This is a genomic window from Dactylosporangium aurantiacum, assembly GCF_000716715.1.
Classification (GTDB): Bacteria; Actinomycetota; Actinomycetes; order Mycobacteriales; family Micromonosporaceae; genus Dactylosporangium; species Dactylosporangium aurantiacum.
This window is the reverse complement of the sequence record NZ_JNYJ01000054.1, coordinates 82910-107811: the sequence shown is the minus strand read 5'-3', so window position 1 is coordinate 107811 and position 24902 is coordinate 82910. Positions and strand designations below refer to the sequence as shown.

At 71.8% G+C, this 24902-nt stretch carries 23 protein-coding genes and 1 tRNA gene; 13 read left to right on the top strand and 11 right to left on the bottom strand.

Features of this window, described 5'->3' with window-relative positions:
• Positions 1-263: 263 nt before the first annotated feature.
• Positions 264-3104 carry a PQQ-dependent sugar dehydrogenase gene (locus tag OP18_RS42495; RefSeq protein ID WP_033364955.1) on the bottom strand — a complete coding sequence of 947 codons (2841 nt, stop codon included), beginning with the start codon at positions 3102-3104 and terminating at the stop codon, positions 264-266.
• A gap of 627 nt (positions 3105-3731) precedes the next feature.
• Between OP18_RS42495 and OP18_RS42490 the strand changes: the two genes are divergently transcribed.
• Together OP18_RS42490 and OP18_RS42485 are read left to right on the top strand one after the other, a co-directional pair.
• The gene (locus OP18_RS42490) at positions 3732-4373 is read left to right on the top strand and encodes a DUF6230 family protein (RefSeq protein WP_033364954.1); all 642 of its coding nucleotides are present in this window, start codon (positions 3732-3734) and stop codon (positions 4371-4373) included.
• Positions 4374-4449: 76 nt separating this feature from the next.
• The gene (locus tag OP18_RS42485; RefSeq protein ID WP_033364953.1) at positions 4450-6006 is read left to right on the top strand and encodes a DUF6114 domain-containing protein; all 1557 of its coding nucleotides are present in this window, start codon (positions 4450-4452) and stop codon (positions 6004-6006) included.
• Here the strand turns inward: OP18_RS42485 and OP18_RS42480 are convergent.
• Together OP18_RS42480 and OP18_RS42475 are read right to left on the bottom strand one after the other, a co-directional pair.
• Positions 5994-7064: a CaiB/BaiF CoA transferase family protein gene (locus OP18_RS42480; RefSeq protein ID WP_211273847.1), complete on the bottom strand. Its 1071-nt coding sequence runs from the start codon at positions 7062-7064 to the stop codon at positions 5994-5996. The genes OP18_RS42485 and OP18_RS42480 overlap by 13 nt on opposite strands.
• Positions 7065-7078: 14 nt before the next feature.
• Positions 7079-8752, bottom strand: coding sequence for a DUF885 domain-containing protein (locus tag OP18_RS42475; RefSeq protein ID WP_033364952.1), 1674 nt, complete (start codon positions 8750-8752; stop codon positions 7079-7081).
• A gap of 133 nt (positions 8753-8885) precedes the next feature.
• On the opposite strand from OP18_RS42475, the gene OP18_RS42470 reads away from it, so the two are divergent.
• Entirely contained in the window at positions 8886-9878 is a 993-nt protein-coding gene (locus OP18_RS42470; RefSeq protein WP_081971583.1) for a DMT family transporter, read from the top strand.
• On the opposite strand, the gene OP18_RS56135 is transcribed toward OP18_RS42470, so the two are convergent.
• The gene (locus OP18_RS56135; protein ID WP_033364951.1) at positions 9774-10808 is read right to left on the bottom strand and encodes a PHP domain-containing protein; all 1035 of its coding nucleotides are present in this window, start codon (positions 10806-10808) and stop codon (positions 9774-9776) included. The two genes, OP18_RS42470 and OP18_RS56135, sit on opposite strands and share 105 nt — an antisense overlap.
• Positions 10809-10811: 3 nt before the next feature.
• Positions 10812-11270 (bottom strand): hypothetical protein, encoded by a 459-nt coding sequence (locus OP18_RS42460; protein WP_156090169.1) that lies wholly within the window; start codon positions 11268-11270, stop codon positions 10812-10814.
• A gap of 70 nt (positions 11271-11340) precedes the next feature.
• On the opposite strand from OP18_RS42460, the gene mtnA reads away from it, so the two are divergent.
• Positions 11341-12294 (top strand): S-methyl-5-thioribose-1-phosphate isomerase, encoded by a 954-nt coding sequence (gene mtnA / locus OP18_RS42455; RefSeq protein ID WP_033364949.1) that lies wholly within the window; start codon positions 11341-11343, stop codon positions 12292-12294.
• A 56-nt stretch (positions 12295-12350) separates the two neighbouring features.
• On the opposite strand, the gene OP18_RS42450 is transcribed toward mtnA, so the two are convergent.
• Positions 12351-13472, bottom strand: coding sequence for a prephenate dehydrogenase (locus OP18_RS42450; RefSeq protein ID WP_260709938.1), 1122 nt, complete (start codon positions 13470-13472; stop codon positions 12351-12353).
• Between the two features lie 16 nt (positions 13473-13488).
• On the opposite strand from OP18_RS42450, the gene OP18_RS42445 reads away from it, so the two are divergent.
• From OP18_RS42445 to OP18_RS42415, 6 genes are all read left to right on the top strand, one after another.
• A complete protein-coding gene (locus OP18_RS42445) occupies positions 13489-14628 on the top strand; it encodes a PQQ-binding-like beta-propeller repeat protein (RefSeq protein WP_245635718.1) in 1140 nt (379 codons plus the stop codon).
• Positions 14629-14712: 84 nt separating this feature from the next.
• Positions 14713-15282 (top strand): hypothetical protein, encoded by a 570-nt coding sequence (locus tag OP18_RS61345; RefSeq protein ID WP_245635717.1) that lies wholly within the window; start codon positions 14713-14715, stop codon positions 15280-15282.
• Between the two features lie 65 nt (positions 15283-15347).
• Positions 15348-15557: a hypothetical protein gene (locus OP18_RS42430; protein ID WP_033364945.1), complete on the top strand. Its 210-nt coding sequence runs from the start codon at positions 15348-15350 to the stop codon at positions 15555-15557.
• 68 nt (positions 15558-15625) lie between these two features.
• A complete protein-coding gene (locus OP18_RS42425) occupies positions 15626-16150 on the top strand; it encodes a tRNA adenosine deaminase-associated protein (protein WP_033364944.1) in 525 nt (174 codons plus the stop codon).
• A gap of 29 nt (positions 16151-16179) precedes the next feature.
• Positions 16180-16605: a nucleoside deaminase gene (locus OP18_RS42420; RefSeq protein ID WP_052388186.1), complete on the top strand. Its 426-nt coding sequence runs from the start codon at positions 16180-16182 to the stop codon at positions 16603-16605.
• Between the two features lie 886 nt (positions 16606-17491).
• Positions 17492-18694, top strand: coding sequence for a Fic family protein (locus tag OP18_RS42415; protein ID WP_033365039.1), 1203 nt, complete (start codon positions 17492-17494; stop codon positions 18692-18694).
• A 99-nt stretch (positions 18695-18793) separates the two neighbouring features.
• Here the strand turns inward: OP18_RS42415 and OP18_RS42410 are convergent.
• A tRNA-Ser gene (locus OP18_RS42410) sits at positions 18794-18880 on the bottom strand.
• Positions 18881-18947: 67 nt separating this feature from the next.
• Here OP18_RS42410 and deoD point away from each other — a divergent pair.
• A complete protein-coding gene (deoD, locus tag OP18_RS42405) occupies positions 18948-19655 on the top strand; it encodes a purine-nucleoside phosphorylase (protein WP_033364943.1) in 708 nt (235 codons plus the stop codon).
• Positions 19656-19666: 11 nt separating this feature from the next.
• Here deoD and OP18_RS42400 read toward each other — a convergent pair whose 3' ends face one another.
• Genes OP18_RS42400 through OP18_RS42385 form a run of 4 tightly spaced genes read right to left on the bottom strand, consistent with a single transcriptional unit; the run spans position 19667 to position 23005 of the window.
• Entirely contained in the window at positions 19667-20833 is a 1167-nt protein-coding gene (locus OP18_RS42400) for an ABC transporter permease (RefSeq protein WP_033364942.1), read from the bottom strand.
• Positions 20830-21480 carry an ABC transporter ATP-binding protein gene (locus tag OP18_RS42395; protein WP_033364941.1) on the bottom strand — a complete coding sequence of 217 codons (651 nt, stop codon included), beginning with the start codon at positions 21478-21480 and terminating at the stop codon, positions 20830-20832. The genes OP18_RS42400 and OP18_RS42395 overlap by 4 nt, the downstream gene beginning before the upstream one ends.
• On the bottom strand, positions 21477-22520 hold the full coding sequence (locus tag OP18_RS42390) for an efflux RND transporter periplasmic adaptor subunit (RefSeq protein ID WP_033364939.1): 1044 nt from the start codon (positions 22518-22520) through the stop codon (positions 21477-21479). Before OP18_RS42390 ends, OP18_RS42395 begins: the two co-directional genes overlap by 4 nt.
• Positions 22517-23005, bottom strand: a complete 489-nt coding sequence (locus tag OP18_RS42385; protein ID WP_033364938.1) for a hypothetical protein — start codon at positions 23003-23005, stop codon at positions 22517-22519. Before OP18_RS42385 ends, OP18_RS42390 begins: the two co-directional genes overlap by 4 nt.
• 88 nt (positions 23006-23093) lie before the next feature.
• On the opposite strand from OP18_RS42385, the gene OP18_RS42380 reads away from it, so the two are divergent.
• Together OP18_RS42380 and OP18_RS42375 are read left to right on the top strand one after the other, a co-directional pair.
• Positions 23094-23750 (top strand): response regulator transcription factor, encoded by a 657-nt coding sequence (locus OP18_RS42380; RefSeq protein ID WP_033364937.1) that lies wholly within the window; start codon positions 23094-23096, stop codon positions 23748-23750.
• A complete protein-coding gene (locus OP18_RS42375) occupies positions 23747-24868 on the top strand; it encodes a sensor histidine kinase (protein ID WP_033364935.1) in 1122 nt (373 codons plus the stop codon). Before OP18_RS42380 ends, OP18_RS42375 begins: the two co-directional genes overlap by 4 nt.
• The last annotated feature ends 34 nt before the right edge of the window (positions 24869-24902 follow it).

The window sequence follows — 24902 nt, the reverse complement described above, 5'->3', positions numbered from 1 at the left end:
TGAGGGGCTCCTCGAGGTATGCGTCAGCCCCGGTGGCGGCCGAGGCTGGTCCGTGGGAACGGCGGACGTCCCCACGGACCAACACATACACTCACGATCCAACGAAGAGTGTCAAGAGTCACTCATCAATATCCCGCACAAGGGCGGCGCCGGATCGCACATTTTCCAACACCGTCATGACGTCACCTTCGCTGCGCTCCGGCGCCGCCCTGACTGCGCCGCAGCGCCCATGATGACCGGACCTCCGCTGCGCTCCGGGCCGGTCATGCGCCGACGAGTTCGAACTTCTCCCAGGGTCCAATCGCCGTCCGGTTGGCGATGAGTGAGCCGGCGCCGTTGCTCTCGGCGGCGACGTACATGCTGTTCACCGTCGCCTGCAGGCTCTCGCTGCCGTCGGCGTTGCGGATCAGGTTGAACGTCTCCCACGAGCCGGCCGTGGCCCGGTTGGCCACGAGCGGGTTCGCGCCGCCGTTCTCCGCGCAGACGAACTGGCCGGTCGCCTTGGACCGCAGCGCGACCTTGCCGCCGCCGAGGTCGACCAGTTCGAACTGCTGCGCGGTGCCCACCGACGAGGAGTTCGCGATCAGCGCGGTGGTCGTGTTCGGCGCCGACACGTACAGGTTGTTCGTCAGCGAGCGCAGGCTCACCGTCGGCCCGGTCGGCGTGGTGCCGGTGGTGAACGTGAACGCGTCGACGTCGAACAGGTAGCCGGTGCCGCCCTTGAACACCAGGTACAGGGTGGTGGCGGTGCCCGGCGCGCCGGCCAGGTTCGCCGAGACGTCGGCGAACGTCTCCCAGCCGCCGGTCGGCGCCACGGTCGCGGTGCCGAGCAGCGTGCCGGTCGGCGAGCCCGCGCGGACCTCGATCGTGCCGCCGGAGCCCGCCGAGGAGACCCGGGCGGAGAACTGGGTCGCGGTGTTCAGCAGGTACGGCGTGAACGAGATCCAGTCGCCGTTCTCGATGAACCCGGCGGTGTTGCCGCCCTCGGCCGCCGCGTGCGCGGCCACCTGGACGCCCGACTGGGCACCGAAGTGCTCGCCCTGGCGGTGCTTGGGCTGCAGCGTACGGATCACGTGCGTGGTCAGCCCGCCGTTGTCCGTGTACGCCGCGTCGAAGACGCCGAAGATGTTCGCGGCCGCGTCGTGCTCACCGTCGACCGGCACCGCGATCGTGCCGGTGCAGCCGGTCTTCGAGGTGATCTGGTGGGCGTGGCTGTCGTGCCCCAGCGAGTAGGTCATGCTCACCCGGGAGCAGTTGATCGTGCCGTCCTCGGGGTCGGTGACGCTGATCGTGAAGGGCACCGTGTCGCCGAAGTTGAACAGCTGGCCGTTCGCCGGCACGGACAGCGTCACCTGCGGTGCGGTGTTGCCGACCGTGACCACGGTGCTCGCCGAACCGGTGAGGCCCTGCGGGTCCTTGACGGTCAGCGTCGGCGTCTTCGTGCCGTTGGTGGTGTAGGTGTAGGAGGGGTTCGCCGCCGTGGAGTCGACGGTGCCGTTGCCGTCGAAGTCCCAGGCGTAGGTGAGCGTGCCGCCCTCGGGGTCGGCGCTGCCGGCCGAGGAGAAGCTGACCGTCAGCGGGTTCGGCCCGGAGGTGACCGAGGGGGTGATCTTCGCCGTCGGCGCGCGGTTGCCGCCGCCGATGTACTCCACCCGGTACAGCGCCTGGTTGTTGCTGCCGGTGCCGTAGTCGAGCACGTACAGCGCGCCGTCGGGGCCGAAGGCCATGTCCATGACCTGCGTGCCGGCCCACGGGAAGGTGGAGATCTCACCGGGGCTGCCGTCGGCGTTGACCTTGATCGGCTTGATCCAGCGGCGGCCGTACTCACCGGCGAAGAAGTTGCCGTCCAGGCTCTGCGGGAACTTGACCGCCGAGTTGAGGGAGGCGTTGTAGCGGTACACGGGACCACCCATCGGCGACTCGGAGCCGCCGCCGAACTCCGGCGGGGTCGAGTCGAAGCCGTAGCGGATCCAGCTCGGCTTCGCCGCCGGCAGCGTGGTCAGGCCCGTGTTGCGGAACGAGTTGTTCGTCGGACCGCCGGCGCAGTTGTACTTGGGCCCGGTGGTGTTGGTCGCGAAGTTCCACTCGTTGTAGGTCTCGGCCGTGGTGTTCGTGCCCGTGCAGTACGGCCACCCGTAGTTGCCCGGACCGGTGACCCGGTCGAACTCGACCTGCCCGCCGGGGCCCCGGTTCGGGTCGGCGGCGCCGGCGTCCGGGCCGTAGTCGCCGAGGTAGACGATGCCGGTCGGCTTGTCCACGGTCATCCGGAACGGGTTGCGGAAGCCCATCGCGTAGATCTCGGGCCGGGTCTTCGCGGTGCCCTGCGGGAACATGTTGCCGGCCGGGATGGCGTAGGTGCCGTCCGCGTTCGGCTTGATCCGCAGGATCTTGCCGCGCAGGTCGTTGGTGTTGGCCGAGGAGCGTTGCGCGTCGTACTGCGGGTTGCGGTTGGTCCGCTCGTCGATGGGCGCGTACGAGCTGGACTCGAACGGGTTGGTGTCGTCGCCGGTGGTCAGGTACAGGTTGCCGGCCGCGTCGAAGTCGAGGTCGCCGCCGACGTGGCAGCAGCTGCCCCGGTCGTTGGCGACGGTCAGCACGATCTTCTCGCTGGCGAGGTCGAGCGTGTTGTCGGCCTTCAGCGTGAACCGGGAGAGGTTGAGGTGGCCCTTCCACGGCGCGAAGTCGGCGTCGGTACCGGTGGCCGGCGAGTCGCCCGCCGGGGTCGACAGGGTAGGGGAGTAGTACAGCCACACCCACCGGTTCGTGGCGAAGCCGGGGTCGACGGCGACGCCCTGCAGCCCTTCCTCGTCGTGGGTGTAGACGGACAGCTTGCCGGCGACCTTGGTGTTGCCGGCGGCGTCGGTGACGCGGACTGTGCCGTCGCGGGCGGTGTGGATCACCGTGCGGTCCGGCATGACCGCGAGGGACATCGGCTCGCCGAGCTCGGCGCTGCCGAGGGCGAGCTGTACGTGCTGGTAGTCGGTGGCCGGGAGGGGGATCGCGGCGGCGGCCGGCGCATTGGCCACCGCGGCCACGACGGAGCTGCCGGCGGCGACGGCGGCTGCGGTGAGCAGCCTTCGCCAGCGGCGCGGGGATGGTGCCATCTCGGGGTGTCCTTCCTGGGCTGATGGGGGTTCCAGCCAGGCAAGACGCGCGCCGATCGCGCTTCCTGAGACCCGCTTGCGGCAAGGCGCCGACCTGTCGCGCGCGCGGGCGGATGACAACTGTCGCGGTGGATGGCGGCCACCGTGTTAGTTATCAGGGCTAACTAACCATCGACGGCACCAAACGGCAATGCTGAGTTTTTCGAGATGCGGCATTTCTTCCGTTCTACGGAAAACTGATGGCAGTCGATGTGCACATTGAGAACCTCAGAGGTTTGTCGTTATGGAACCGTGACCTTCTGCAAGATTGCTCACATGTGGTAACGGTCACACACTTTCTTTGTCCGGCTTTGCGCGCTTTGAAGGCCGTTAATCGCCCGGAAACACCTCGGTAACCGGTTACGCAGCGTGTGATTTCTGGACGTAAGCCGTTACCGGTCAGTAACTACGGGCCTTGTCCCGGCCCGTGGGAAGCGGCAACATCGTCCGCACGCCCCACCCCCCGGATCCACCCCCTGCGGCGCAGGGCCGGCCGGGGCGTCGAGACACCAAGGCCGGTGCGAGCGCCCGCAAGCGTCAGGGAGCCGCCGCACCGAATGCACCCCCGCGACCCAAGAGGAGCTTCACGTGTCCGTAGCTCAGGGCAGCGCGGTGAAGGGCCGCACGCGATGGAAGCGTTTCGCTACCGTCGTCGTGCCCGCCACCTTCATCGCCGGCGCCATCGTCTTCGGCCAGGCGACCGGCGCGATCGCCGCGTCGTTCAGCGTCTCCGGCCAGCAGTTCAAGGTCTCCGCCGACAAGCTCGAGGGCACCGGCTTCGTCCAGTACGGCGGCCTCGCCACGGAGAAGGGCGGCAACCCCGCCAACCCGGCCGACCCGAAGAACCACTTCGTCGCGGTCTCCGGCATCAAGTCCGCGAAGCTCTACAACCTGTGCCAGTCGGTCAAGGTCCCCGGGCTGCCCGTCAGCATGGTGATCCACGCCGGCCAGGCCGCGGGTGCCCCGGCCGAGGCGACCGACCTGCTGATCGACCTGACGTCGCTCAAGGGTGACGCCACGTTCGAGAACATCCAGATCGGCATCGACGCCTCCGACCTGACCAAGGGTGGCAACGCCAAGGGCCTGCAGGGCAGCTTCGCCCAGCAGGCGGACAGCGTGACGATCACCAACCTGAAGCAGGTCGCGTGGTCGACCACCGCCGGCACGTTCAAGCTGACCGGTCTCGACCTCAGCCTCTCCACCGGCGGCACCCCCTTCGAGTGCTTCTAGCCCCACCGCCTGGGCCCGCGGTGTCACACCCGCGGGCCCAGTTGTTTGTTGTCAGTACTTCCAGCTGGAGGATCCCGTGACCACTCCTCACCCCTCGCACGTCAAGCGCCGTGCGACCTTCGGTGGGTGGCGCGCACAGCGGCCGTTCTGGGGTGGCCTGTTCCTGCTCCTGTCCGGGCTGGAACTGTTCCTCAGCGCAAACCTGAAACTCGCCCTCGAGGTCCACTTCGGACCGACCGGGTTCCTGTCCTACGTGATCCCCGCGATGCTCGTCCTCTGCGGCGTGCTCACCTGGCTGTCCCCCGGCCAGCGACTGTTCTACGGCATCCTGGGCACCCTCACCGCGCTGTACTCGATCATCGGGCTGAACCTCGGTGGCTTCTTCCTCGGCATGGTGCTGGGCGTCGTCGGCGGTGGCCTGGCCGCCGCCTGGTCGCCGGGGGCCGACGCGGCCGCGGACGACACCGAGGAGCGCGACGACGAGCCGGCCTACGAGCGGGCCCCGCTCAACGACCTGCTCACCGAGGACCAGGACGACTCGGGGTACGAGCGGCCGTCGCTGCGCAAGGCGACCGACACCGTCGCGTACGACGAGCCGACCCGGGAGCAGCCGGCGTTCGACGAGCCCGCCGGCCGGCACACCTCCGGGGTGCTGACCGACTCGCTGCCGAGCGCGCAGCGCAGCCCGCTGCACGACGACTACGCGCCGCCGTCCCGCGGCGGGGCGGGCAGCGCCGACGACGAGCGCCCGCCGGCCGGCCACGACGGCCTGCCCCGGCGGCGCGGCCTCGGCGTCCCGCTGTTCGCGCTGCTGCTCACCGGCACGGTCGCCGGCGCCTCGGTGTTCGGGGCCACCCACGGCGCGGCGCCGGCGTTCGCGGCCCCCACCACCTGCGCCAGCCCCACCGTCAAGGGCAGCACCGGCAGCCAGCCGGCGCCCAGCGGCGGCGCGGCGACCTCGGCGGCGCCGAGCCCCAGCCCGTCGCCGACCAAGACCGAGGAGGAGAAGCCGGGCCTGCTCGACTGGCTCGGCGGCCTCTTCGGCGGCGGCAAGCAGGCCGACCCGGTGCCCTCGGCGTCGCCGACCACGGCACCCCCGGCGGTGGCCGCCTCGGCGCCCACCTCCGCGGCGGTGCCGGGCACGGCGAAGACCCCGTCGAAGGCGGCGTGCCCGAGCGCCTCGGCCACGCCGAACGACAAGAAGGCACAGATCGCCGCCGGCCAGCCGTTCGTGGCGGCGGCGCCGTCCATCCTCATCGCCGACCAGATGACGATGGACAGCCTCGTCTACGACGGGGTGGCGGAGCTGACGAAGAAGGACGGCAGCAAGGTCAAGGTGCTGGCGTTCAGCATGAAGAACTCGGTGTCCAAGCCGTTCGAGCTGCGGACCCCCGGCGCGCCGAAGCTGCTGCTGACGAAGAGCACCTCGCTGACCGTCGAGGGCAACGTGAAGTTCTACACGTCGAAGTTCTCGGCGAACGTGCTGGGCATCCTGCCGCTCACCTTCACCCCGTCGTTCCCGCCGCCGCCGATCCCGCTGCCGGGGTACTACACCAACTGCAACATCGAGCTGGTGTACGTGCAGTCCAACGTGCTGCGGGCGCCCGGCCTGAGCATCGCCTACGCCTCCTGAGGGGGTGGAAGTCGATAGGTCACCGGCGTCTCCGACAACCTGATCGGTGACGCCACCGACCGTGCACCGTCGACTTCCACCACCGGCGCCAGCCCCAGCCGCTGCGCCAGGGCGATCCCCTCGGCCACGGTGTTGACCGGTCCGCAGGGCACCCCGGCCGCCGTCAGCAGCCCGATCCAGTGGTGCTTCTCCCGGTGTACCGTCACCGCCTCGATCGCCGCCGTCAGCGCCTCGCGGTGCGCGACCCGCCCCGCGTTCGTGGCGAACCGCTCGTCCCCGGGCAGCCCGAGGGTCGACGCCAGCCGCGCGAACTGCCGGTCGTTGCCCACCGCCACCGCGAACTCGCCGTCGGCGGCCCGCAGCGTCTCGTACGGCGCGATGCTCGGGTGCCGGTTGCCCATCCGCCCGGGGACGACGCCGGCGTTCAGGTATCCCGAGGCCTGGTTCACCAGCCCCGCCAGGAGGCTGCTGAGCAGGTCGACCTCGACCCGCTGGCCGCGGCCGGTGCGCTCCCGCGCGTACAGGGCGGCCAGGATCCCGGCCGTCAACTGCTGGCCGGCCAGCACGTCCACCAGCGCGACGCCCACCTTCGTCGGGGCGCCGCCGGGATCCCCGGTGATCGACATCAGGCCGCCGACCGCCTGCACCAGGAAGTCGTAGCCGGGCGCGGGCTGGTGACGCCCGAAGCCGGTGACGCTCGCGTACACCAGCCGCGGGTTGCCGATCTGCTCGTAGCCCAGGCCGAAGCGCTCCATGGTGCCCGGGGCGAAGTTCTCCACCAGCACGTCCGCCGCCGCGGCCAGCTCGAGGGCCTGCCGCCGGCCGTCCTGCGTGCCCAGGTCCAGCGACAGCCCGCGCTTGTTGCGGTTGACCGACAGGAAGTAGGTCGACCGGCCGTCGGCCGCGAACGGCGGCCCCCACGAGCGGGTGTCGTCGCCCACGCCGGGCCGCTCCACCTTGACGACGTCGGCGCCCAGGTCGCCGAGCGTCATCGTGGCGATCGGCCCGGCGAGGACCCTGGAGAAGTCCGCGACGAGGATGCCGTCGAGCGCGCCCACCGTCAGATTCTGGCTCAGATTCGGGCCAAGGCGGCCCGCAACGGGTCCAGGCCCAGCGAGCCGAGGTTGAGCGCGTCGCGGTGGAACGCCTTGAGGTCGAAGGCCGCGCCCTTGCGGGCCCGGGCGTCGTCGCGGGCGGCCAGCCAGGCGCGCTCGCCGAGCTTGTAGGCCGGGGCCTGGCCGGGCCAGCCGAGGTAGCGGTTGAGCTCGAAGCGCAGGCTCTTCTCCTCGACCCGGCAGTGCGCGCGCAGGAACTCCCAGCCCAGCTCCGGCGTCCACCGCTCGCCGGGGGCGAAGCCGAACGGGTTGTCCCGGGGGATCGGAAGCTCCAGGTGCATGCCGATGTCGATGATGACGCGCACGGCGCGGAACGCCTGCCCGTCGAGCATGCCGAGCTTGTCGCCCGGGTCGGCGAGGTAGCCCAGCTCGTCCATGAGCCGCTCCGCGTAGAGCGCCCAGCCCTCGCCGTGCCCCGAGGACCACGCCAGGATCCGGCGCCACCGGTTGAGCAGCTCGGCCCGCACGTAGGTCTGGCCGATCTGCAGGTGATGGCCGGGGACACCCTCGTGGTAGACCGTGGTGACCTCGCGCCAGGTGGAGAAGTCCTCCACGCCCTGGGGCACCGCCCACCACATCCGGCCCGGGCGGGAGAAGTCCTCGCTCGGCCCGGTGTAGTAGATGCCGCCGTCGGACGTCGGCGCCAGCATGCACTCGATCTGCTGCACCTGGGCGGGGATGTCGAAGTGCCGCCCGTGCAGCTGCTGCACCGTCGCGTCGGCGAGGGACTGCATCCAGTCGCGGAACGCCTCCTTGCCGCGGATCGTGCGGGCCGGGTCGGCGTCCAGCGCGGCGACCGCGTCGTCGACGGTGCCGCCGGGCACGATCTTGTCGGCGACCGTGCGCATCTCGCTCTCCAGGCGGGCGAGTTCCTCGAAGCCCCAGGCGTAGGCCTCGTCGAGGTCGACCGTGGCGCCGAGGAAGTAGCGGGAGGCGAGCTGGTAGCGCTCGCGGCCGGCGGCCTCCTTCTCCCGCCCCAGCGGCGCCAGCTCGCGGCGCAGGAACTCCCCGTGCGCGACCGTCGCGGCGCGGGCCGCCTCGGCGCCGCGGGCCAGCTCGGCGGCGAGCGTGCCGCTGACCCCGCTGCCGACCTTGTCGGCGAGGTCCGGGTAGAAGTTGTCGCCCTCCGGGTCGGCCCAGACCTCGCACTGCTTGGCCACCTCGAGGATCTGCCGGGCCGGCGCCACGTGGCCCTGCCGCGCGGCGTGCAGCAGCGAACGCTGCCACTGCTCCAGCGCGACCGGCACGGCGGCGAGGCGGTCCCGCACGTTGGTCGCGGCCTCCTCGCCCTCGGTCGCCATGAGGTCGAACGAGCTGCGGACCCCGTGCAGCGGGCTGGAGATCACGTTGACGTCGCTGGTCATGTCACCGGCCTCGAACCGCTCCAGGGCCAGCCCCAGCCGCTCCTGCATGGCCTCCTTGGCCACCCGCTCGATCTCGTCGGCGGGTGTCTCGGCGGCGAGCGCGGCGAGGGTGCGCCGGTCGAGGTCGGCGAGCGCGGCGAAACCGTCGGGTGAGAGGTCGGTCAACCTGTTGTCGTGCCCGGCCACTCCGACGAAGGTCGCCCCGGTCGGGTCGAGGGGCGCCCACTGCTCGACATAGCGGTCTGCGATGTCATCGATAGATCCCACGGGCCGACCCTACGCGACCGCGTTCGGCGTTGTCGCCCGCGTTGAGGCCAATTCACAACCGGTGGCCTGACCTGCGCTCACAGGTCCGAAATCCGCGCGACGCGGGCCGGTGCGCGGGCGCAGAGTAAGGCCCATGACCTCTCCCGCTCCTGACGCGTCCCGGTGGCTGCCGGCGTTCCTCGCCGTGGCGCTCATCTGGGGCACCAGCTTCATGTTCATCAAGGACGCGTTGGTCGAGCTGGCACCGGTCTACGTGGCCGGCTACCGGATCGTCCTCGGCGCGCTCACCCTGCTGATCTTCCTGTTCGCCCGGCGGCTGCGCCCGCCGCGCGGGGTCCGGCTGTGGGCGCACCTCTTCATCTACGCGATCTTCGCCACGACCGTGCCCTTCACCCTGTTCGGCTACGCCGAGCAGCGGGTCCCCTCGGTCCTCGCCGGCATCTGGAACGGCACCGCCCCGCTCACCACGCTGGTGGTCACCCTGGTCGCGATGCGCGCCGAGCGCCCGTCCCGCCGGCAGGTCGCCGGCCTGCTCGCCGGGTTCGCCGGCGTGCTGGTCGTCCTCGGCGTCTGGAACGGCGTGGACGGCAGCTCCCTGACCGGCCAGCTCATGCTGCTCGGCGCGGTCACCTGCTACGGCATCGCCTTCAACTACACCCGCTGGCTGATGAAGCACTTCGAGCTGTCACCGCTGCAGCTGTCGGTGGGCCAGCTGACCATGTCGACGGTGCAGCTGCTGGTCGCGGCGCCGCTGATCGCCGGCGCGCCGCCGTCGCCGCTGTCGCACTCGCCGCGGGTGTACCTGGCGGTCGTCGCGCTCGGCGTCTTCGGCACCGGCATCGCGTTCGCGCTGAACAACCACGTGGTGCGGGTCGCGGGCATCACCACCGGCTCGATGGTGACCTACCTGCCGCCCTTCGTCGGCGCCGTCGCCGGGGTCGTCGTCCTGCACGAGCACCTGACCTGGAACCAGCCCGTCGGCGGCATCATCGTGCTGTGCGGCGTCGGCATCTCGCAGGGGCTATTTGTGCGATTCGGCCCATTCCCTCAGCCCGGCGGCCGGCAGCGTGTTGACGATCCGGTCGAGCGGGACCCCGCAGGCGACGGCGCGCGCGCAGCCGTTTGACAGCCAGTCGAGCTGGCCGGGGGCGTGCGCGTCGGTGTCGATCGAGAACCGGCAGCCCGCCTCCAGCGCCACCCGCAGCAGCCGCTTCGGCGGGTCGAGCCGCTCGGGCCTCGAGTTGATCTCGATGGCCTTGTCGTGCTCGACCGCTGCGGCGAACACCCGCGCCGCGTCGAACCGGCTTTCTGGCCGCGTGCCACGACCGCCGGTGATAAGGCGGCCCGTGCAGTGGCCGAGAATGTCCAGATGGGGATTCGCCAGGGCGGTGACCATCCGCCGGGTCATCACCTCCGGCTCGTCCTTCAGGTTGCTGTGCACCGAGCCCACCACCACGTCGAGCCGCCCCAGCAGCTCGTCGGTCTGGTCGAGCGAGCCGTCGGCGAGGATGTCCACCTCGATGCCGGTCAGGATCCGGAAGGACATGCCCAGCCCTTCGAAGCCCGCGTTGAGGTCGGCGACCACGTCGAGCTGCTCGGTCAGCCGCTCCGCGGACAGCCCTCTGGCCACGGTCAGCCGCGGCGAGTGGTCGGTCAGCACCAGGTACTCGTGGCCCAGCCCGGCGGCCGCGAGGGCCATCTCCTCGATCGGCGACCCGCCGTCGGACCAGTCCGAGTGCGAGTGGCAGTCGCCGCGCAGCGCCGCCAGCATCGCGGCGGTCGCCTCGTCGAGATCCTGCCCGGCGGTCGCCTCCAGGCGGCGCAGGTAGACCGGCTCCTCCCCGGCGAGCGACTCGGCCACGCACCGCGCGGTCACCTCGCCGACGCCCGGCAGCTCCGTCAGCGTGCCGGCCGCGGCCCGGGTCGCCAGCTCACCCTCGGGCAGCTTGCCCAGGGTCGCCGCCGCCCCGCGGAACGCGCGCACCCGGTAGGTCTTCTCGCGGGCCCGCTCCAGCAGGAACGCGATGCGTCGCAGATCGGCGAGCGGATCCCTCATGCCCTAGAAGGTAGTGCTCCGCGTCGCACGGTGCGCGACCACTGTCCGCGTGCGGGTCAGCGTCGCGAACGGGTTGGCGAACTGCAGCACCAGCGCCTTGAACTCGGCCTCCGGCCGGCAGGTGATCATCAGCAGCTGGTCGCCGTCGCGCACGTCCCAGAACGTGCCGTCGTGCACTCCCGCGGTGATCTTCCCGGTCAGGTGCAGCGCGCCCGGTCGCAGCCGGTGTCTGTGCGCGACGGCCGGGGCCTCCGACCGCGGCACGATCCGGATCGAGGCGATCGCCGCGAGCGGCACCTCGATCCTGCCCGTCCCCGCCCACCAGCGGTCCAGTCCCTGCGGCTCGATGACCAGGGCCGTTTCGGTGACCGTGAGCTGCAGGTGGGTCGGGACCCTCATCAACGCGATCGGACCGGCCACGAGAAGGCCCAGGACCGTCGCGAGCGCCAATCCGGTGCTCATAACCGGGAATGTACGCGCGTCAACCTGACCCGTTGCCGTTTTCCGTAAATCATGACCGTTGGGAGTTGCCATGCGAACGATCGACTGGGTCGACGGGGCCGTCGTCATCGTCGACCAGACCCGCCTGCCCGGCGAGACGGTCTGGCTGCGGCTGTCCACTGTGGATGAGCTGGTCGACGCCATCCAGCGGTTGGCCGTGCGGGGCGCGCCGGCCCTGGGCGTGGCCGGCGCCATGGGCGTCGCGCTGGCCGCCGCCGCGTCCCGCGACCCGGCGGTCGTCGCCGAGCTGGTCCGCCGCGTCGAGACCGCCCGGCCGACCGCGGTCAACCTCGCCCGCGGCGCCCGCCGGGCCGCCGCGCACCTGCCGTCCTTCTCCGCGGTGCTCGACGAGGCGCTGCGCGTCCGCGACGAGGAGATCCACTCCTCCGGCGAGATGGGCCGCCTCGGCGCCGACCTCGTCACCTCCCTGTGCGGTCCCGGCGTCCGCCTGCTGACCCACTGCAACACCGGCGCCCTGTGCACCGTGACGGGCGGGACCGCGCTCGCCGTCGCCTTCGAGCTGCACCGCCGCGCCGCCCTCGGCGAGGTCGTCGCCAGCGAGACCCGCCCCCTGCTGCAGGGCGCCCGGCTCACCACCTGGGAGCTGGCCCGCGCCGGCATCCCGCACCGCCTCGCCGTCGACTCGGCCGGGCCGTTCCTCATGGCCCGCGGCGAGGTCGACGCCGTCATCCTGGGCGCGGACCGGATCTGCGCCAACGGCGACGTGGTCAACAAGGTCGGCAGCTACGCGCATGCCCTGGGCGCCCGGGCGGCGGGCATCCCGTTCATCTGCGTCGCGCCCGAGTCCACCGTCGACCTGTCCACGCCGTCCGGCGCCGAGGTCGAGATCGAGGACCGGGGCGCCGCCGAGGTCGCCGGCGCGTCGGCCCCTCCGGGCACCGAGGCGGTGAACCCGGCCTTCGACGTGACCCCGGCCTCCCTGGTCACCGCCATCGTCACCGACACCCGCGTCTGGCGCCCCTGACGGTTTCACCTTGGCGCCGGCGGTGCCTTGCCGGCGGTGCCTTGCCGGCGGTGCTCTCAGGCGGGTCGGACCGCGTGGACGGTCCTGCCGTCGTCGGCGACCGACTCGACCCAGCCGCCGACGCGACCCAGGCGCAGCAGGACGTCGGCGCGCGCGGGCAGGTCGGCCGTCTCGCCGGGCACCGGCGGCCAGGCCTGCCGCGCGGTGTGGCCGGGCGTCAGCCACGGCACCAGCGCGGTGATCGGGTCGGCGCCGTCGAGGGCGGCCCGCGCCGCGGCGAGGTCGGCGAGCACGGCGTCGAGGGCCGCGCGGACCGCCTCGGCGTTGCCGCCGCACATCGCCGCGGTGAGCTCGGGGCGGGCGGCGGCGACCCGGGTGCCGTCCCGGAACGAGCCCGCGCCGAGGGTGCCGGCGAGCGGGTCGGTGGTGATGCGGGCCGCGACGGCGGCGGCGACGAGGTGCGGCACGTGCGAGATCGTGGCGACCGCCTGGTCGTGCTCCTCGGCGGTGGCCGGCACGACCCGGGCGCCGAGGCCGGTGACGAGCGCGGCCAGCTCGATCCAGTCGCGCAGGCCGGCGCCGTCCTCCTCCAGGCACAGCACCCAGGCGCAGCCGTCGAACAGTCGCGGGTCGGCGGCGGTGAAGCCGGACGTCTCGCGGCCGGCCATCGGGTGGCCGCCGATGAAGGTGGCGAGGGACTGCCCGCCGGTGCGGAGCCGGTCGAGGGCCAGGTCCCGCACGGGACCCTTCACGGAGGTGACGTCGGTGACGACCCCCACGTACGCGAGCGACGCCAGCTCGTCGAAGACCCCTCCGACGGCGGGCAGCGGCACGGCGACGACGGCCAGGTCGGCGTCGCGCACGGCGTCGGCGACGGTCGCGGTGACGTGCCACCGGGCGTTGGCCGGCGCCTGGGCGGCGGCGGTGCGGGCGGTCGCCCTGGTGGCCGGGTCGGCGTCGTAACCGCTGACCTGATGCCCCCGCGCCGCGAGCGCGCGCAGGACCGATCCGCCGATCAGTCCGAGTCCGATCACCGCCACGTTCAACGTCGCATCACGCACTGCGGAACTCTCGCACACCACCCGATCACCCGTTCGGCTCGGGACGGCCGCCGAACGCCTTAAGCGTGCCGGTTCCGTGCAAATTGGGCGGTTACTACCCGTTAGCGTGTGCCTCATGCGACTTTTCCGGCAAATGGTGAGAACGGTGCTCGTGGCGGCGGCCGCCACGACGGTGTGCGGCCTGTTCGGCGGGGCCTCGGCCAGCGCCTCGGTGGTCGAGAAGACGCCGCTGCTCTCGCCCTCCTTCGACGGCACCGTCTGGGCCGTGGCCTACTCCACCGACGGCTCGACCGTGTACGTCGGCGGATCGTTCGGCAAGGCGATCGTCAATGGCAAGAGCGTCGCCCGGAGCCGGCTGGCGGCGATCAACGCGCACACCGGCGCGCTGCTGGACTGGGCGCCGGCCGCGGACGGCACCGTCCGTGCCCTCGCGGTGCACGGTGACTCTGTGTATGCGGCCGGTGACTTCTCGACCGTCGGCGGGGCCAAGCGGGACTCGCTCGCCCGGCTCGACGCGACCACCGGCGCCGTCGCCGCCTTCAACCACGCGGTGTCCGGCTCGCCGGTCACCCTGGGGGTGGGCGGCGGCCGGCTGTACGTCGGCGGCAAGTTCACCGCGGTCGACACCGCCAAGCGGACCAACCTCGCCGCGTTCAGCCTCGCCACCGGCGAGCTCGACGCGGCGTGGACACCCACCACCGACGACCGCGTCGAGGCGCTCGCCGTGGCGGCCGGCAAGGTGTACCTCGGCGGCTCCTTCCACAAGACCAACGGGGTCAGCAACACGCTGCGGCTCACCGCCGTCGACGCGGTCGACGGCAGGCTGGACAAGACCTTCCTGCCGCGGCCGTCGGCGATCGTGCTGGCGGTGGCGGTCGGCCCGGACGGGATCTACGTCGGCATGGGCGGCACGGGCGGACGCGCGGTCGCCTACAGTCCCACCGGCAAGGCGCTGTGGACCCGGGTCTTCGACGGCGACGTCCAGGCCGTCGCCGTGCTCGACGGCGTCGCGTACGTCGGCGGCCACTACGACAAGGCCTGCACCACCAACAACAACGGCAGCCAGGGCGCCTGCACCGACGGGTCCGTGTCGCGGGTGAAGCTCGCCGCGATCGACGGACACGGCAAGCTGCTCGACTGGGCGCCGCAGGGCAACGGCGTCGCCGGCGTGCGGGCCATGGCGGCCAACCCGGCGATCGGCCAGATCGTGGCCGGTGGCGAGTTCACCACCATCGGCGGGGTGACGCAGAAGCGGATCGCGCTGTTCAGCTAGCCGGTGCCGTCAGGCCCTTCCTCCGGTAGGTCGCGTGGCTCGGCCCGGTCGTCCCCCTGGGGCGGCCGGGCTAAGCTCTTTTTCGTGGCAGTGAACGAGTCGCCGTGGAGCTCGCCGGACGCCTCGCGCCCAGCGGGCCCGGCGCCCGCCATGCCCAGCAGCGCCCATCCGGTGCCGCCGGCGCCCAACGGCGCGTCCGGCGTGACCGCCGTTCGCTCCACCTGGCCGGGCGCGAACGGGCCGCCGGTCATCGGCCCGCCGCCGCGGCTCAGCGCCACCCGCCCGCTCACCCCCGCCGCCTCCTACGGCGCCTGGCAGGGCGTGCTGCGGCCGCCGCCGTTCGTGGTCACCCAGGGGCCGCCGCGGCCCACGTACCGCGAGCCGCTGCCCGTGCGCAGCCCGAAGGTCACCGCCGGCGCCGCCGCCGGGGCCGCCTGGATGCTGCTCTTCGGCCTGCTCGCCACCTCCGCCCGCGGCTACATCTGGCTCACCCTGATCGCCGGGGTGGTCGCGTGGGCCGCGTCGTTCATCCTTGCGAGGTTCGGCGACCGCGGCGTCGCGGTCGGGGTCGCGGTGTCCAGCGGCATCGCCGTGGCGATCGGTGGGATCGTCGTGGCGTACCGGCTGGCCGGCGGCGACTGGCTCCTCTGGTAGCTGGTCTCACTGCGCTGTGAGGCGCGTTCGCTCACACTGGGTAGCTGGCACAAGGACTTTCCCGCGTGGTCTTGACGTGGATTGCGGCGAGCATCACTCTCAGCAACATGGCTTTGAGGCTGCAGCGGCTCGATCCCGAGCGGCGTCGTCGGCGGCTCGCGCTGCTGGTCGAGCTCGCGGACGCGAAAGCGCTTCGCGAGCGGCTCCATCCACGCCGTCTGCGCGCCGACCGTCTCCGCGAGCTGATCGCGACTCGCCGACGACTCGCCGACTAGCCCTGCGCCAACCGCCGATCTGCTCGAATAGTGTTCTCGGGTAACGACGAACACCGACCGGGGGGACCGTGTCGCACTTCGCTGCCGCTGTCACACGCGGCTCCAAGAGCTGGGCCGCGGCCGAGCTCGACCTCACTGGCGTCGCCGACGTCGAGGAGATCACCGAACGCCTCCGGGACACCGACCCGGACGCAACGGTGTCGCTGCTGTTCGTCGAGTCCGACGACGCGTATCTGGTGATCCTGCGCCTCGACGACGGTGAGGACCTGCGGATCTTCGGCTCCGACTCGGTCTTCGCCGCGGAGTCCCGCCTCGGCGCCATCCTCCTCGGCGACATCGAGGAGCAGCTGCCGGAGATCGCCGACGAAGAGGTCGACGACACCGACGAGGACGAGGACGAGGACGAGCGGCCGTCGGCCGAGCCCGACATCGAGCCGGTCGGCGATCCCGAGCTCCTCGCCGACCTGGGCCTGCCCGGCGGGCGCCTGCTGGAGCTGTGCGCCCAGGAGGGCATGCTCCCGGCCGACCTCACCGCGGAGATCTGCCAGGCGATCGGCGCCGGCGACGAGATCGAAGAGCTGCGCGAGGCCTGACGCCCGTGCTCCAGCGCTGGGAGCCGGCGATGCGGCGCGCCCTGCAGGTCGCCGCGTCCGCCGGCCCCGACGTGCCGATCGGGGCGGTCGTCCTCGGCCCCGACGGCACCGAGCTCGGCGCCGCCCACAACGAGCGGGAGGCCACCGGCGACCCGACCGCCCACGCCGAGATCCTCGCGCTGCGCCGCGCCGCCACCCGCCTCGGCGCGTGGCGGCTGGAGGACTGCGCCCTGGTCGTCACCGTCGAACCCTGCACGATGTGCGCCGGCGCCCTCGTCCTGTCCCGCGTCGGCACCGTGGTCTTCGGCGCGTGGGAGCCCAAGACCGGCGCGGCCGGCTCTCTGTGGGACGTCCTGCGCGACCGCCGGCTCACCCACCGCCCCGAGGTCCTCGCCGGGGTCCTGGCCGCCGAGTCCGCGGCCCTGCTGCGCGCCTTCTTCGCCGGCCACCGCTGACCGCGCCGCCGCGCACCCGACCCGATCGGTGGAACACGGCGCAACGCAGGAAACAACGAACGCCCGGTCCCGCGCCTGGTCCACGACCGCAAGGTCGGCCGGACCCGGCTTCTGCGGGCTGCCACCGAGCACCGCGTCACGACGTACGACGCGTGTATATCGACGGTTCCTGGGCGGCACGGCACGACGGCCAACCGGGAGCCCTGCCCAACGACGTGGATGTGCTGGTGGTCGGCACCCCCGCGCGCGCCGCCGTCCATGCGGCGGCGGACGCGGCGCAGGATCGCCTCGGCCTTCCGGTGAACCCGACGATTGGAGTACCCGTCCGCCCAGGAGGCCGGCACCACTGCGGCCGAGGCACGGAGGCGCACGCCGAGGCCCGGTCGGTCGTGGAAGCTGCCACCAAGCTCCTGCCCCACCTGACCTCAGGCGGGTGAGAGTCGCCGCGCACCGGGGCGACCGCAACTGAGACGAAATGAGACTGGAGCGCCGAACGTCCGGTCCCTCCGAGGGGAGGTGCCGGGCGTTCGTGCTGGCCGAGTGCGGTGGCGCCGGGATTCGAACCCCGGGAAGGCTTGCACCTCCACACGCTCTCGAGGTTTGCCCACCTGCGTCCGGTGGTGGCCTGGACTGCCCGCGATGTAAGCGTGGGAAGCGTGGCGGACACCCCTGAGCGCCGACGGACGCAGGCGAATGAGACGAGGACTGAGACGATCGGCCGCCGCGACGAAGCAGCGAGGGTCCATCCGCAGCACGGCGTGGGAGATCTGAGTCACAGTGACCGACGTTCAGGATCTTCGGGCTTCTCCTGAATTGATGGCCGACGGGTTCAGGGAACCCTGAATGCTGGAGCGAGGCGTTCAGGATTTCGTCCATAATCATGAACGTGGACCTCGACGCGCTCCGACGCTCCCAAACCGGCCAGTTGGTCCCGATCACCGGCGCAGACCTACGAACTGGAACTGACTTTCACTACTTCGCCTATGTGCCAAACCCCTTGCCGGCCAGCCCGGCGCTACAACTGCGGACCCTCGATCTGGCTACGAAGGCTGCGATGGCCGTCGCTCGCCTCGACCAGGCCGTCGCTCAGATACCCAACCCGCAGCTGCTCGTCCGCCCGATCATCCGTCGTGAAGCGGTGAGCACCTCCGCGCTCGAGGGCACCTACGCAGCGTTCGACGAGGTTCTTGAGGCGGACTTCCTTGCCGAAAGCCAGCAAACGACCGAGCAGCGCGAGATCTTCAACTACGTACGCGCCACGGAGACGGCACTGCGTCTGCTGAAGACCTATCCCATCAGTCGCACCCTTTTAGGTCAGACACAGAAAGAGATCGTCGCCGGTACGCCGGACGACTCCTACGAGGCGGGTGATCTTCGGCGTCACCAGGTCGCGATCGGTAGCAAAGGTCGGCCGGTCACCGACGCCCGACTTGTTCCCGCACCGCCTGGAAGCCACCTGGAGGAAGGTTTCAGCGAGTGGGAGAAGTGGATCAACGCCGAGAACTATATATCACCGATTGTGAAGCTGGCACTGGGCCACTATCAGTTCGAGGCATTGCATCCGTACAACAACGGTAACGGCAGACTCGGACGCCTAATCATGCTCCTTCAACTGATGCAGGACGGTGTTCTTCGTCAGCCGGTTCTGAGCCTTGCACCCTGGCTCGATGAGCACAAACACGAGTACATCGAGGGTTTGCTCGATGTAAGCCTCACCGGAGACTTCGACTCATGGGTGTCGTTCATCTCGGAGGGCGTGCGCGTGCAGGCCGACGACGCGGTCCAAGCGACCCTTGACTTGGTGGCTCTGAAGGAAGCAATGGTGAAATCCCTGCGGGATGCCGGTGTGCGAAGTGCCGCGTTGGAGTTGGCGGAAATGCTGATCGGTTTCCCCGTGATCGATGTACCCACGGCCGCCAATCTGTTGAGGAAGCCCTTCGAGACCGCCAATCAGGCCGTCGCGAAACTCGTGAAACACGGGATCCTCCACGAGATCACGGGACGCCGAGTCAACCGGCTGTTCATGTGCAACGAGGTCCTGCGGATCGTGACTGGTCGCCGGCAAGGCAGCAACCCCACCCTATTCTGAGCTTCCGGTCCAAACCGAGGCGTGCGGAACTGAGACCAGAATGGCGAACGCCCGGCCATCCCCGAAGGGAGATGCCCGGGCGTTCGTGCTGGCCGAGTGCGGTGGCGCGGGGATTCGAACCCCGGGAAGGCTTGCACCTTCACACGCTTTCGAGGCGTGCTCCTTAGGCCACTCGGACACGCCACCGCCGAGAAGGCTACCGGATGCCCATCCGCGTCCGCGCGGGGGATCGCCGTTTGGCAGGATCAGGGTCATGAGCACGCACATCGGCGCCGAGCCGGGCGACATCGCGGAACTTGTCCTCATGCCGGGAGACCCCCTGCGGGCCAAGTGGATCGCGGAGACGTTCCTCGAGGATGCCCGCTGTTACTCGACGGTGCGCAACATGTTCGGGTTCACGGGGACGTTCGAGGGGACGCGGGTCAGCGTCCAGGGGTCGGGGATGGGGATGCCCTCGGCCAGCATCTACGCGCATGAGCTGATCAACGACTACGGGGTGAAGGCGCTCATCCGGGTGGGCAGCTGCGGGGCGCTGGTCGAGTCGCTCAAGCTGCGCGACGTGGTGGCGGCGATCGGGTCCAGCACCGACTCGAACATGAACCGGGCCAGGTTCGACGGGCTGATCGACTACGCGCCGGTGGCGGACTTCGGGCTGCTGCGCACGGCGGTCGACGTGGCCGAGGCGCGGGGCATCAGCATGCGGGTCGGGCCGATCCTGGCCGCTGACGCGTTCTACACGGATCGGCCCGACCTCTACGACCGGCTCGCGGACTACGGCGTGCTCGCCGTGGAGATGGAGTCGGCGGCGCTGTACACGATCGCCGCGCGGTTCCAGGCGCGGGCGCTGACGCTGCTGACGGTCAGCGACCACATCAAGACCGGCGAGCGGACCACGGCGCAGGAGCGGGAGCAGACGTTCAGCCAGATGGTGGAGATCGCGCTCAAGACGATCGTCAGCTGAGAACTGCGAGGCTAAGCACCTGCCAACGCCACTGTCGGGGAGAGCCGGGCGGCCCGCATCGCGGGGTACAGCCCGGCCAGCCCGCCGATCACCAGCGTCGCCAGCAGCCCGCAGCCGAGGATCCACCAGGGCACGGCGAAGGGCCAGGATCGGGTCGCGGCGTACACCGCGGTCACCGCTGAGCCCAGCAGCACCCCGGCCAGCCCGCCGGCCAGGGACAGCAGCAGCGACTCGGTCAGGAACTGCAGCCGGACCTGCGCCCGGCGGGCGCCCAGGGCCCGGCGCAGCCCGATCTCGGCGCGGCGCTCCAGCACCGAGATGACCATGGTGTTGGCCACGCCGACGCCGCCGACCAGCAGTGCGACCGCGCCGAGGCCGAGCAGCAGGCCGGTGAACGTCTCGTCCAGGGCGGCCCGGGCGGCGAGGGCGTCCGACGGCCGGGACACCCGCACCTCGTTGGGGGCCGAAGGGTTGGCGGTGGCGGCCAGGACACCGGCGACCGCGGTGACCGCGTCGGGCCGGGCGCGCGTGTAGATGGTGGTCGGGTGGCCGTCGAAGCCGAGCGTCGACGTCGCGACCGTCCAGCCGACGAGGGCCGCGGAGTCGAGCTCCGGCGCGAGCGGTACCGGCGACAACACCCCCACGACGGTGAACCAGTGGTCGCCGAGCCACACCAGCAGGCCGGGGCCGACGCCGAGCAGGGTGGCGGCGCGCGCGCCGAGCACGACGGCCGGGACGGACCCGGTGCCGAGCCACGAGCCGGTCGCCACGGCGCCGCCGACGGTGGGCAGCAGGCCGGGCGAGGCGGCCAGGACCGCGATGCCGCCGGTCTCCGTGACGGAGATGCGGTCGGTGCGGTACACCCGGGCGGCGGCGACCCGTCCCGTCGAGGACACGTCCGTGACCGGTCCGATCCTGGCCACCATCTGCGGCGAGGTCGTCGGCAGGTGTGCCGCGTCGCCGAAGAACGAGGTGCCCGGGCCGACCGACAGCAGGTTGGTGCCGAGGGCGTCCAGTTGCCGGTCGACCTGCGCCCGGCTGGACGTGGCGATGCCCACGACGGCGACCATGGCGGCGATGCCGATCGCGATGCCGAGGGCCGACAGCACGACCCGTAACGGCCGGGCCCGCAGGCCGGCGCCGCCGACCCGGACCACGTCGAGGATGGACAGCCTCACTGGATCCTCCCGTCGCGCATCTGGACGCGGCGGGGCAGAGCCGCGGCGATGTCCCGGTCGTGGGTGATGATGATCACAGTGGTGCCGTCGGCGTGCAGGTCCCGCAGGAGGGACAGGACGGCCGTGCCGGCGGCGGTGTCGAGGTTGCCGGTCGGCTCGTCGGCGAGCAGCAGCGCCGGCGCGCCGACGATGGCACGGGCGACCGCGACGCGCTGGCGTTCGCCGCCGGACAGCTGGTGGGGCCGGTGCGTGACGCGGTGGCCGAGGCCGACCCGGTCGAGCGCGAGCAGCGCCCGCCGCCGCCGCTCGGACCGCGGCACCCCCGCGTAGAGCAGCCCGTCGGCGACGTTGTCCAGGGCGCTGACCCCGGCCGCGAGGTGGAACTGCTGGAAGACGAACCCGATCGTGCGCGCCCGCAGCCGGGACAGCCGGTCGTCGTCGAGCGTGCCGACGTCCAGGCCGGCGATCTCGACGGTGCCGCCGCTGGCCCGGTCGAGGGTGCCGATGAGGTTGAGCATGGTCGACTTGCCCGAGCCCGAAGGGCCGACGATCGCGAGCATCTCGCCGGCCGCGACCGACAGCGACACCCCGTCGAGTGCCGTGACGCCGCCCGGGTACGACTTCCGCACGTCCTTCAGCTCGATCATGCGGCCGTCCCCACGGTGAGCCCCGCACTGATGCCGGGACCGGAGACCTCGACCCGGCCGTCGGCGAACAGGCCGGTCGTGACGGCGACGGTGCGCACCGAGCCCCCGTCGAGCAGCTGCAGCCCGTACCCGCCCTCGGCGAGCGCCACGAGCGCCGACACCGGCACGATCAGCACGTCGTCGCGGCGTTCGGCGACGAGGGTGACGTCGACGGGCGCGGAGGAGTAGGCGCCGAGCCTCGGCTGCGCGTCCGGCGGCAGCGAGACGGTCACGTCGACGGTGACGACCGGCGACTGTCCCTGCGGGGCCGGCTGGGCGGTGGCGACGGCGCCGATCGCGGTGATGGTGCCGGGCACGGTGGCGCCGTCGGGGAGCTTCACCGTGGCCTGGTCGCCGACCGTGGCGAGGGACTGCCGGGTGACGTCGAGCCGCACGGTGACCTGCCGGGTCTGGCCGGTCCACTCCAGGACCGGGCCGGTGGCGTTGTCGCCGAGGTGCGCCTTGACCGCGCCGACGCGGACCGCGGCCGGCGCCGTCACGACCCGGCCCAGCTCGACGACCCCGGTCTCGGGCAGGCCGAGCCGCTCCTGCCAGTCGCGCACCGCCGACGCCGTCGCGGCCGTGTACGTGTCGTCGACGGTGAACCCGCCGTACCCCAGCGCCGCGAGGTTGCTCTCGAACGCGGTGACGTCGGCCCCCTTGTCGCCGGCGCGCAGCGCCCGGAACAGCGGCGCGGTCGCGTACATGAGCAGGACCGGCAGCCCGTCGACGTGATACAGCGGCTGGCCGCGCTGGACGGTGCCGCCCTCGGCGGGCAGGCCGGTGATCATGCCGGGCAACCGGCCGGCGACGGTCGTGGCGGGGCCGTAGTCGAGGGTGCCGTCGACGTCCTCCGTCTGCGTGAGCGTCCCGCGGGTGATCGTCGTGGACGCCGGCGGGGTCCGCTCGGTGGCGGGCGCGGCGTCGCGGTCCAGCAGCAGCCAGCCGCCCCCGGCCGCGAGCAGCACGGCCGGCAGCGCCACGGCCGGCCACCGCCTCACCGGCCCACCGCGCTCTTGCAGGCGTTGGCCGCGTCCCGGAACGCCGGGCTGTTCACGTCGATCGCGCCGTTGCCGAGCAGGTCCGCGATGCCGCTGGCCGGGTCGGGGTCCGGCATGTCGATGCCGTGCTCGCGCATGCACTTCGCGAACGCGCGCGCCTGGTCGAGCTGCTCGGGCGACAGGTTGCGCAGCGTCCCGCCGTTGGGCAGCAGCTGCTGGCAGGCCGACATGGCCTCGGCCGCCTTGCCGCGGTCGACGTCGCCGCCCAGCTGCAGGTTGCCGTCCGGCCCGGGGTCGGGCACCTCGACACCGTGCTCGCGCATGCACTTGGCGAAGCGCCGGTTGGCCTCGGCCTTGTCCGGGGCCGTGTTCGAAGGTGACGAGGACGCCGCGGTGCCGCCGCCGGCGGTGGCGACCGAGGGGCCGGTGGTGGAGGAGCAGGCGGCCAGCAGCAGCACCGCCGCCGTCAACACGATGTGTCTCATACGGGCAGGAGACGAAACCGGCGATAAGAGGGCCGTCAGCGCCGCGGCTTATCCCGGGCTTACGCCGGGTCCCGGCACCATGGACCCTGTGCGGGTACTGGTGGTGGAGGACGAGCAGCTGCTGGCCGACGCGGTCGCCGAAGGGCTGCGGCGGGAGTCGTTCGCGGTCGACGTGGCCTACGACGGCGACGGCGCGCTGCAGCGGCTCGGGGTCAACGAGTACGACGTGCTGGTCCTGGACCGGGACCTGCCGTCGGTCGGCGGCGACGACGTGTGCCGGTGGGTGAGCGCCGAGCTGCCCGAGACCCGGATCCTGATGCTGACGGCCGCCTCGGCGGTCCTCGACCGGGTCGACGGGCTGTCGCTCGGCGCCGACGACTACCTCGGCAAGCCGTTCGCGTTCGCGGAGCTGGTCGCGCGGGTCCGTGCGCTGGGCCGGCGGGCCCGGGCGGCGACCCCGCCGGTGCTGGAGCGCGGCGACCTGCGCCTCGACCCGAGCCGCCGGGAGGTCTTCCGGGCGGGGCACTACGTGGCGCTGACCCGCAAGGAGTTCGCGGTGCTCGAGGAGCTGCTGCGGGCCGGCGGCGCGGTGGTCAGCGCCGAGCAGCTGCTGGAGCGGGCGTGGGACGAGCACATCGACCCGTTCACCAACGTGCTGCGGGTGACGGTGATGACGCTGCGGCGCAAGCTCGGCGACCCGCCGGTGATCGAGACCGTGGCCGGCGTCGGGTACCAGATCCCATGAGCAAGCTGGGCATTCGGACGAGGTTGACCGTTTTGTACGGGGTGCTGTTCCTGCTGGGCGGCACGATCCTGCTCGGCGTCACGTACTTCCTCGTCAAGCAGAACATCCACCAGCGGGGCGCGGGCACGACCGTGGACCTGCCGGCGGAGATCAAGATCGGCAACGTGGCGGTCAACTCGTTCGTCGAGCAGCTGCAGGCGCGCCAGGAGCAGATCGAGCGCAACACCCTCAACGCTTTGCTCACCCAGGGCGCGATCGCGCTCGGGCTGGTGACGGTGATCGGCGTCGGGTTCGGCTGGCTGATGGCCGAGCGGGCGCTGCGCCCGGTCGGCCGGATCACCGAGACCGCGCGCCGGGTCGCCGGCGGCAGCCTGCACGAGCGGATCGCGCTGCAGGGCCCGGCCGACGAGATCAAGGAGCTGGCCGACACGTTCGACTCGATGCTGGAGCGGCTGGACGCCGCGTTCGACGGGCAGCGGCGATTCGTGGCCAACGCGTCGCACGAGCTGCGCACCCCGCTGACGATCAACCGGACGCTGATCGAGGTGGCGCTGGGCCGGCCCGCGCCGCCGCCGGAGCTGGTCCACCTCGGTGAGACGCTGCTCGCCGTCAACGCGCGGCACGAGCGGCTGATCGACGGCCTGCTGACGCTGGTCGCCTCCGAACAGGCGCTGACCGTGCACGAGAAGGTGGACGTCGCGGAGATCGCCCGGCACGTCACGGCCGGCCGGGTCGGCGAGGTGTCCCTCGAACCCGCGCCGACCACCGGCGACCCGGTCCTGCTGGAGCGGGTGGTGCAGAACCTGGTCGACAACGCTTTGGCGTACAACGTGCCCGGCGGCGAGGTGTGGGTGCGGACCCGTACGAGCGGGGCGCGGGCCGAGCTGGTCGTGGAGAACACCGGTCCGGCGGTGCCCGCGTACGAGGTGCCGGGGCTGTTCGAACCGTTCCGCCGGCTGCGGTCGCGGACCGGGTCCGGCAAGGGCTCCGGGCAGGGCACCGGGCTGGGGCTGTCGATCGTGCGGTCGGTCGCGGTCGCGCACGGCGGCCGGGTGGACGCGCGTCCCCGCGACGGTGGCGGCCTCGTCGTGACGGTGAGCCTGCCCACAGAAAACTAACCGACCGATCGGTTTTATTGTTTGGTACCGTCGA

What these genes read in the sequence shown, in the direction of transcription:
- OP18_RS42495 (WP_033364955.1), bottom strand. Translation starts at nt 3,104, where the DNA reads ATGGCACCATCCCCGCGCCGCTGGCGAAGGCTGCTCACCGCAGCCGCC.
- OP18_RS42470 (WP_081971583.1), top strand. Translation starts at nt 8,886, where the DNA reads ATGACCTCTCCCGCTCCTGACGCGTCCCGGTGGCTGCCGGCGTTCCTC.
- OP18_RS56135 (WP_033364951.1), bottom strand. Translation starts at nt 10,808, where the DNA reads ATGAGGGATCCGCTCGCCGATCTGCGACGCATCGCGTTCCTGCTGGAG.
- OP18_RS42460 (WP_156090169.1), bottom strand. Translation starts at nt 11,270, where the DNA reads ATGAGCACCGGATTGGCGCTCGCGACGGTCCTGGGCCTTCTCGTGGCC.
- mtnA (WP_033364949.1), top strand. Translation starts at nt 11,341, where the DNA reads ATGCGAACGATCGACTGGGTCGACGGGGCCGTCGTCATCGTCGACCAG.
- OP18_RS42450 (WP_260709938.1), bottom strand. Translation starts at nt 13,472, where the DNA reads ATGAGGCACACGCTAACGGGTAGTAACCGCCCAATTTGCACGGAACCG.
- OP18_RS42445 (WP_245635718.1), top strand. Translation starts at nt 13,489, where the DNA reads ATGGTGAGAACGGTGCTCGTGGCGGCGGCCGCCACGACGGTGTGCGGC.
- OP18_RS42420 (WP_052388186.1), top strand. Translation starts at nt 16,180, where the DNA reads ATGCGGCGCGCCCTGCAGGTCGCCGCGTCCGCCGGCCCCGACGTGCCG.
- deoD (WP_033364943.1), top strand. Translation starts at nt 18,948, where the DNA reads ATGAGCACGCACATCGGCGCCGAGCCGGGCGACATCGCGGAACTTGTC.
- OP18_RS42395 (WP_033364941.1), bottom strand. Translation starts at nt 21,480, where the DNA reads ATGATCGAGCTGAAGGACGTGCGGAAGTCGTACCCGGGCGGCGTCACG.
- OP18_RS42385 (WP_033364938.1), bottom strand. Translation starts at nt 23,005, where the DNA reads ATGAGACACATCGTGTTGACGGCGGCGGTGCTGCTGCTGGCCGCCTGC.
- OP18_RS42375 (WP_033364935.1), top strand. Translation starts at nt 23,747, where the DNA reads ATGAGCAAGCTGGGCATTCGGACGAGGTTGACCGTTTTGTACGGGGTG.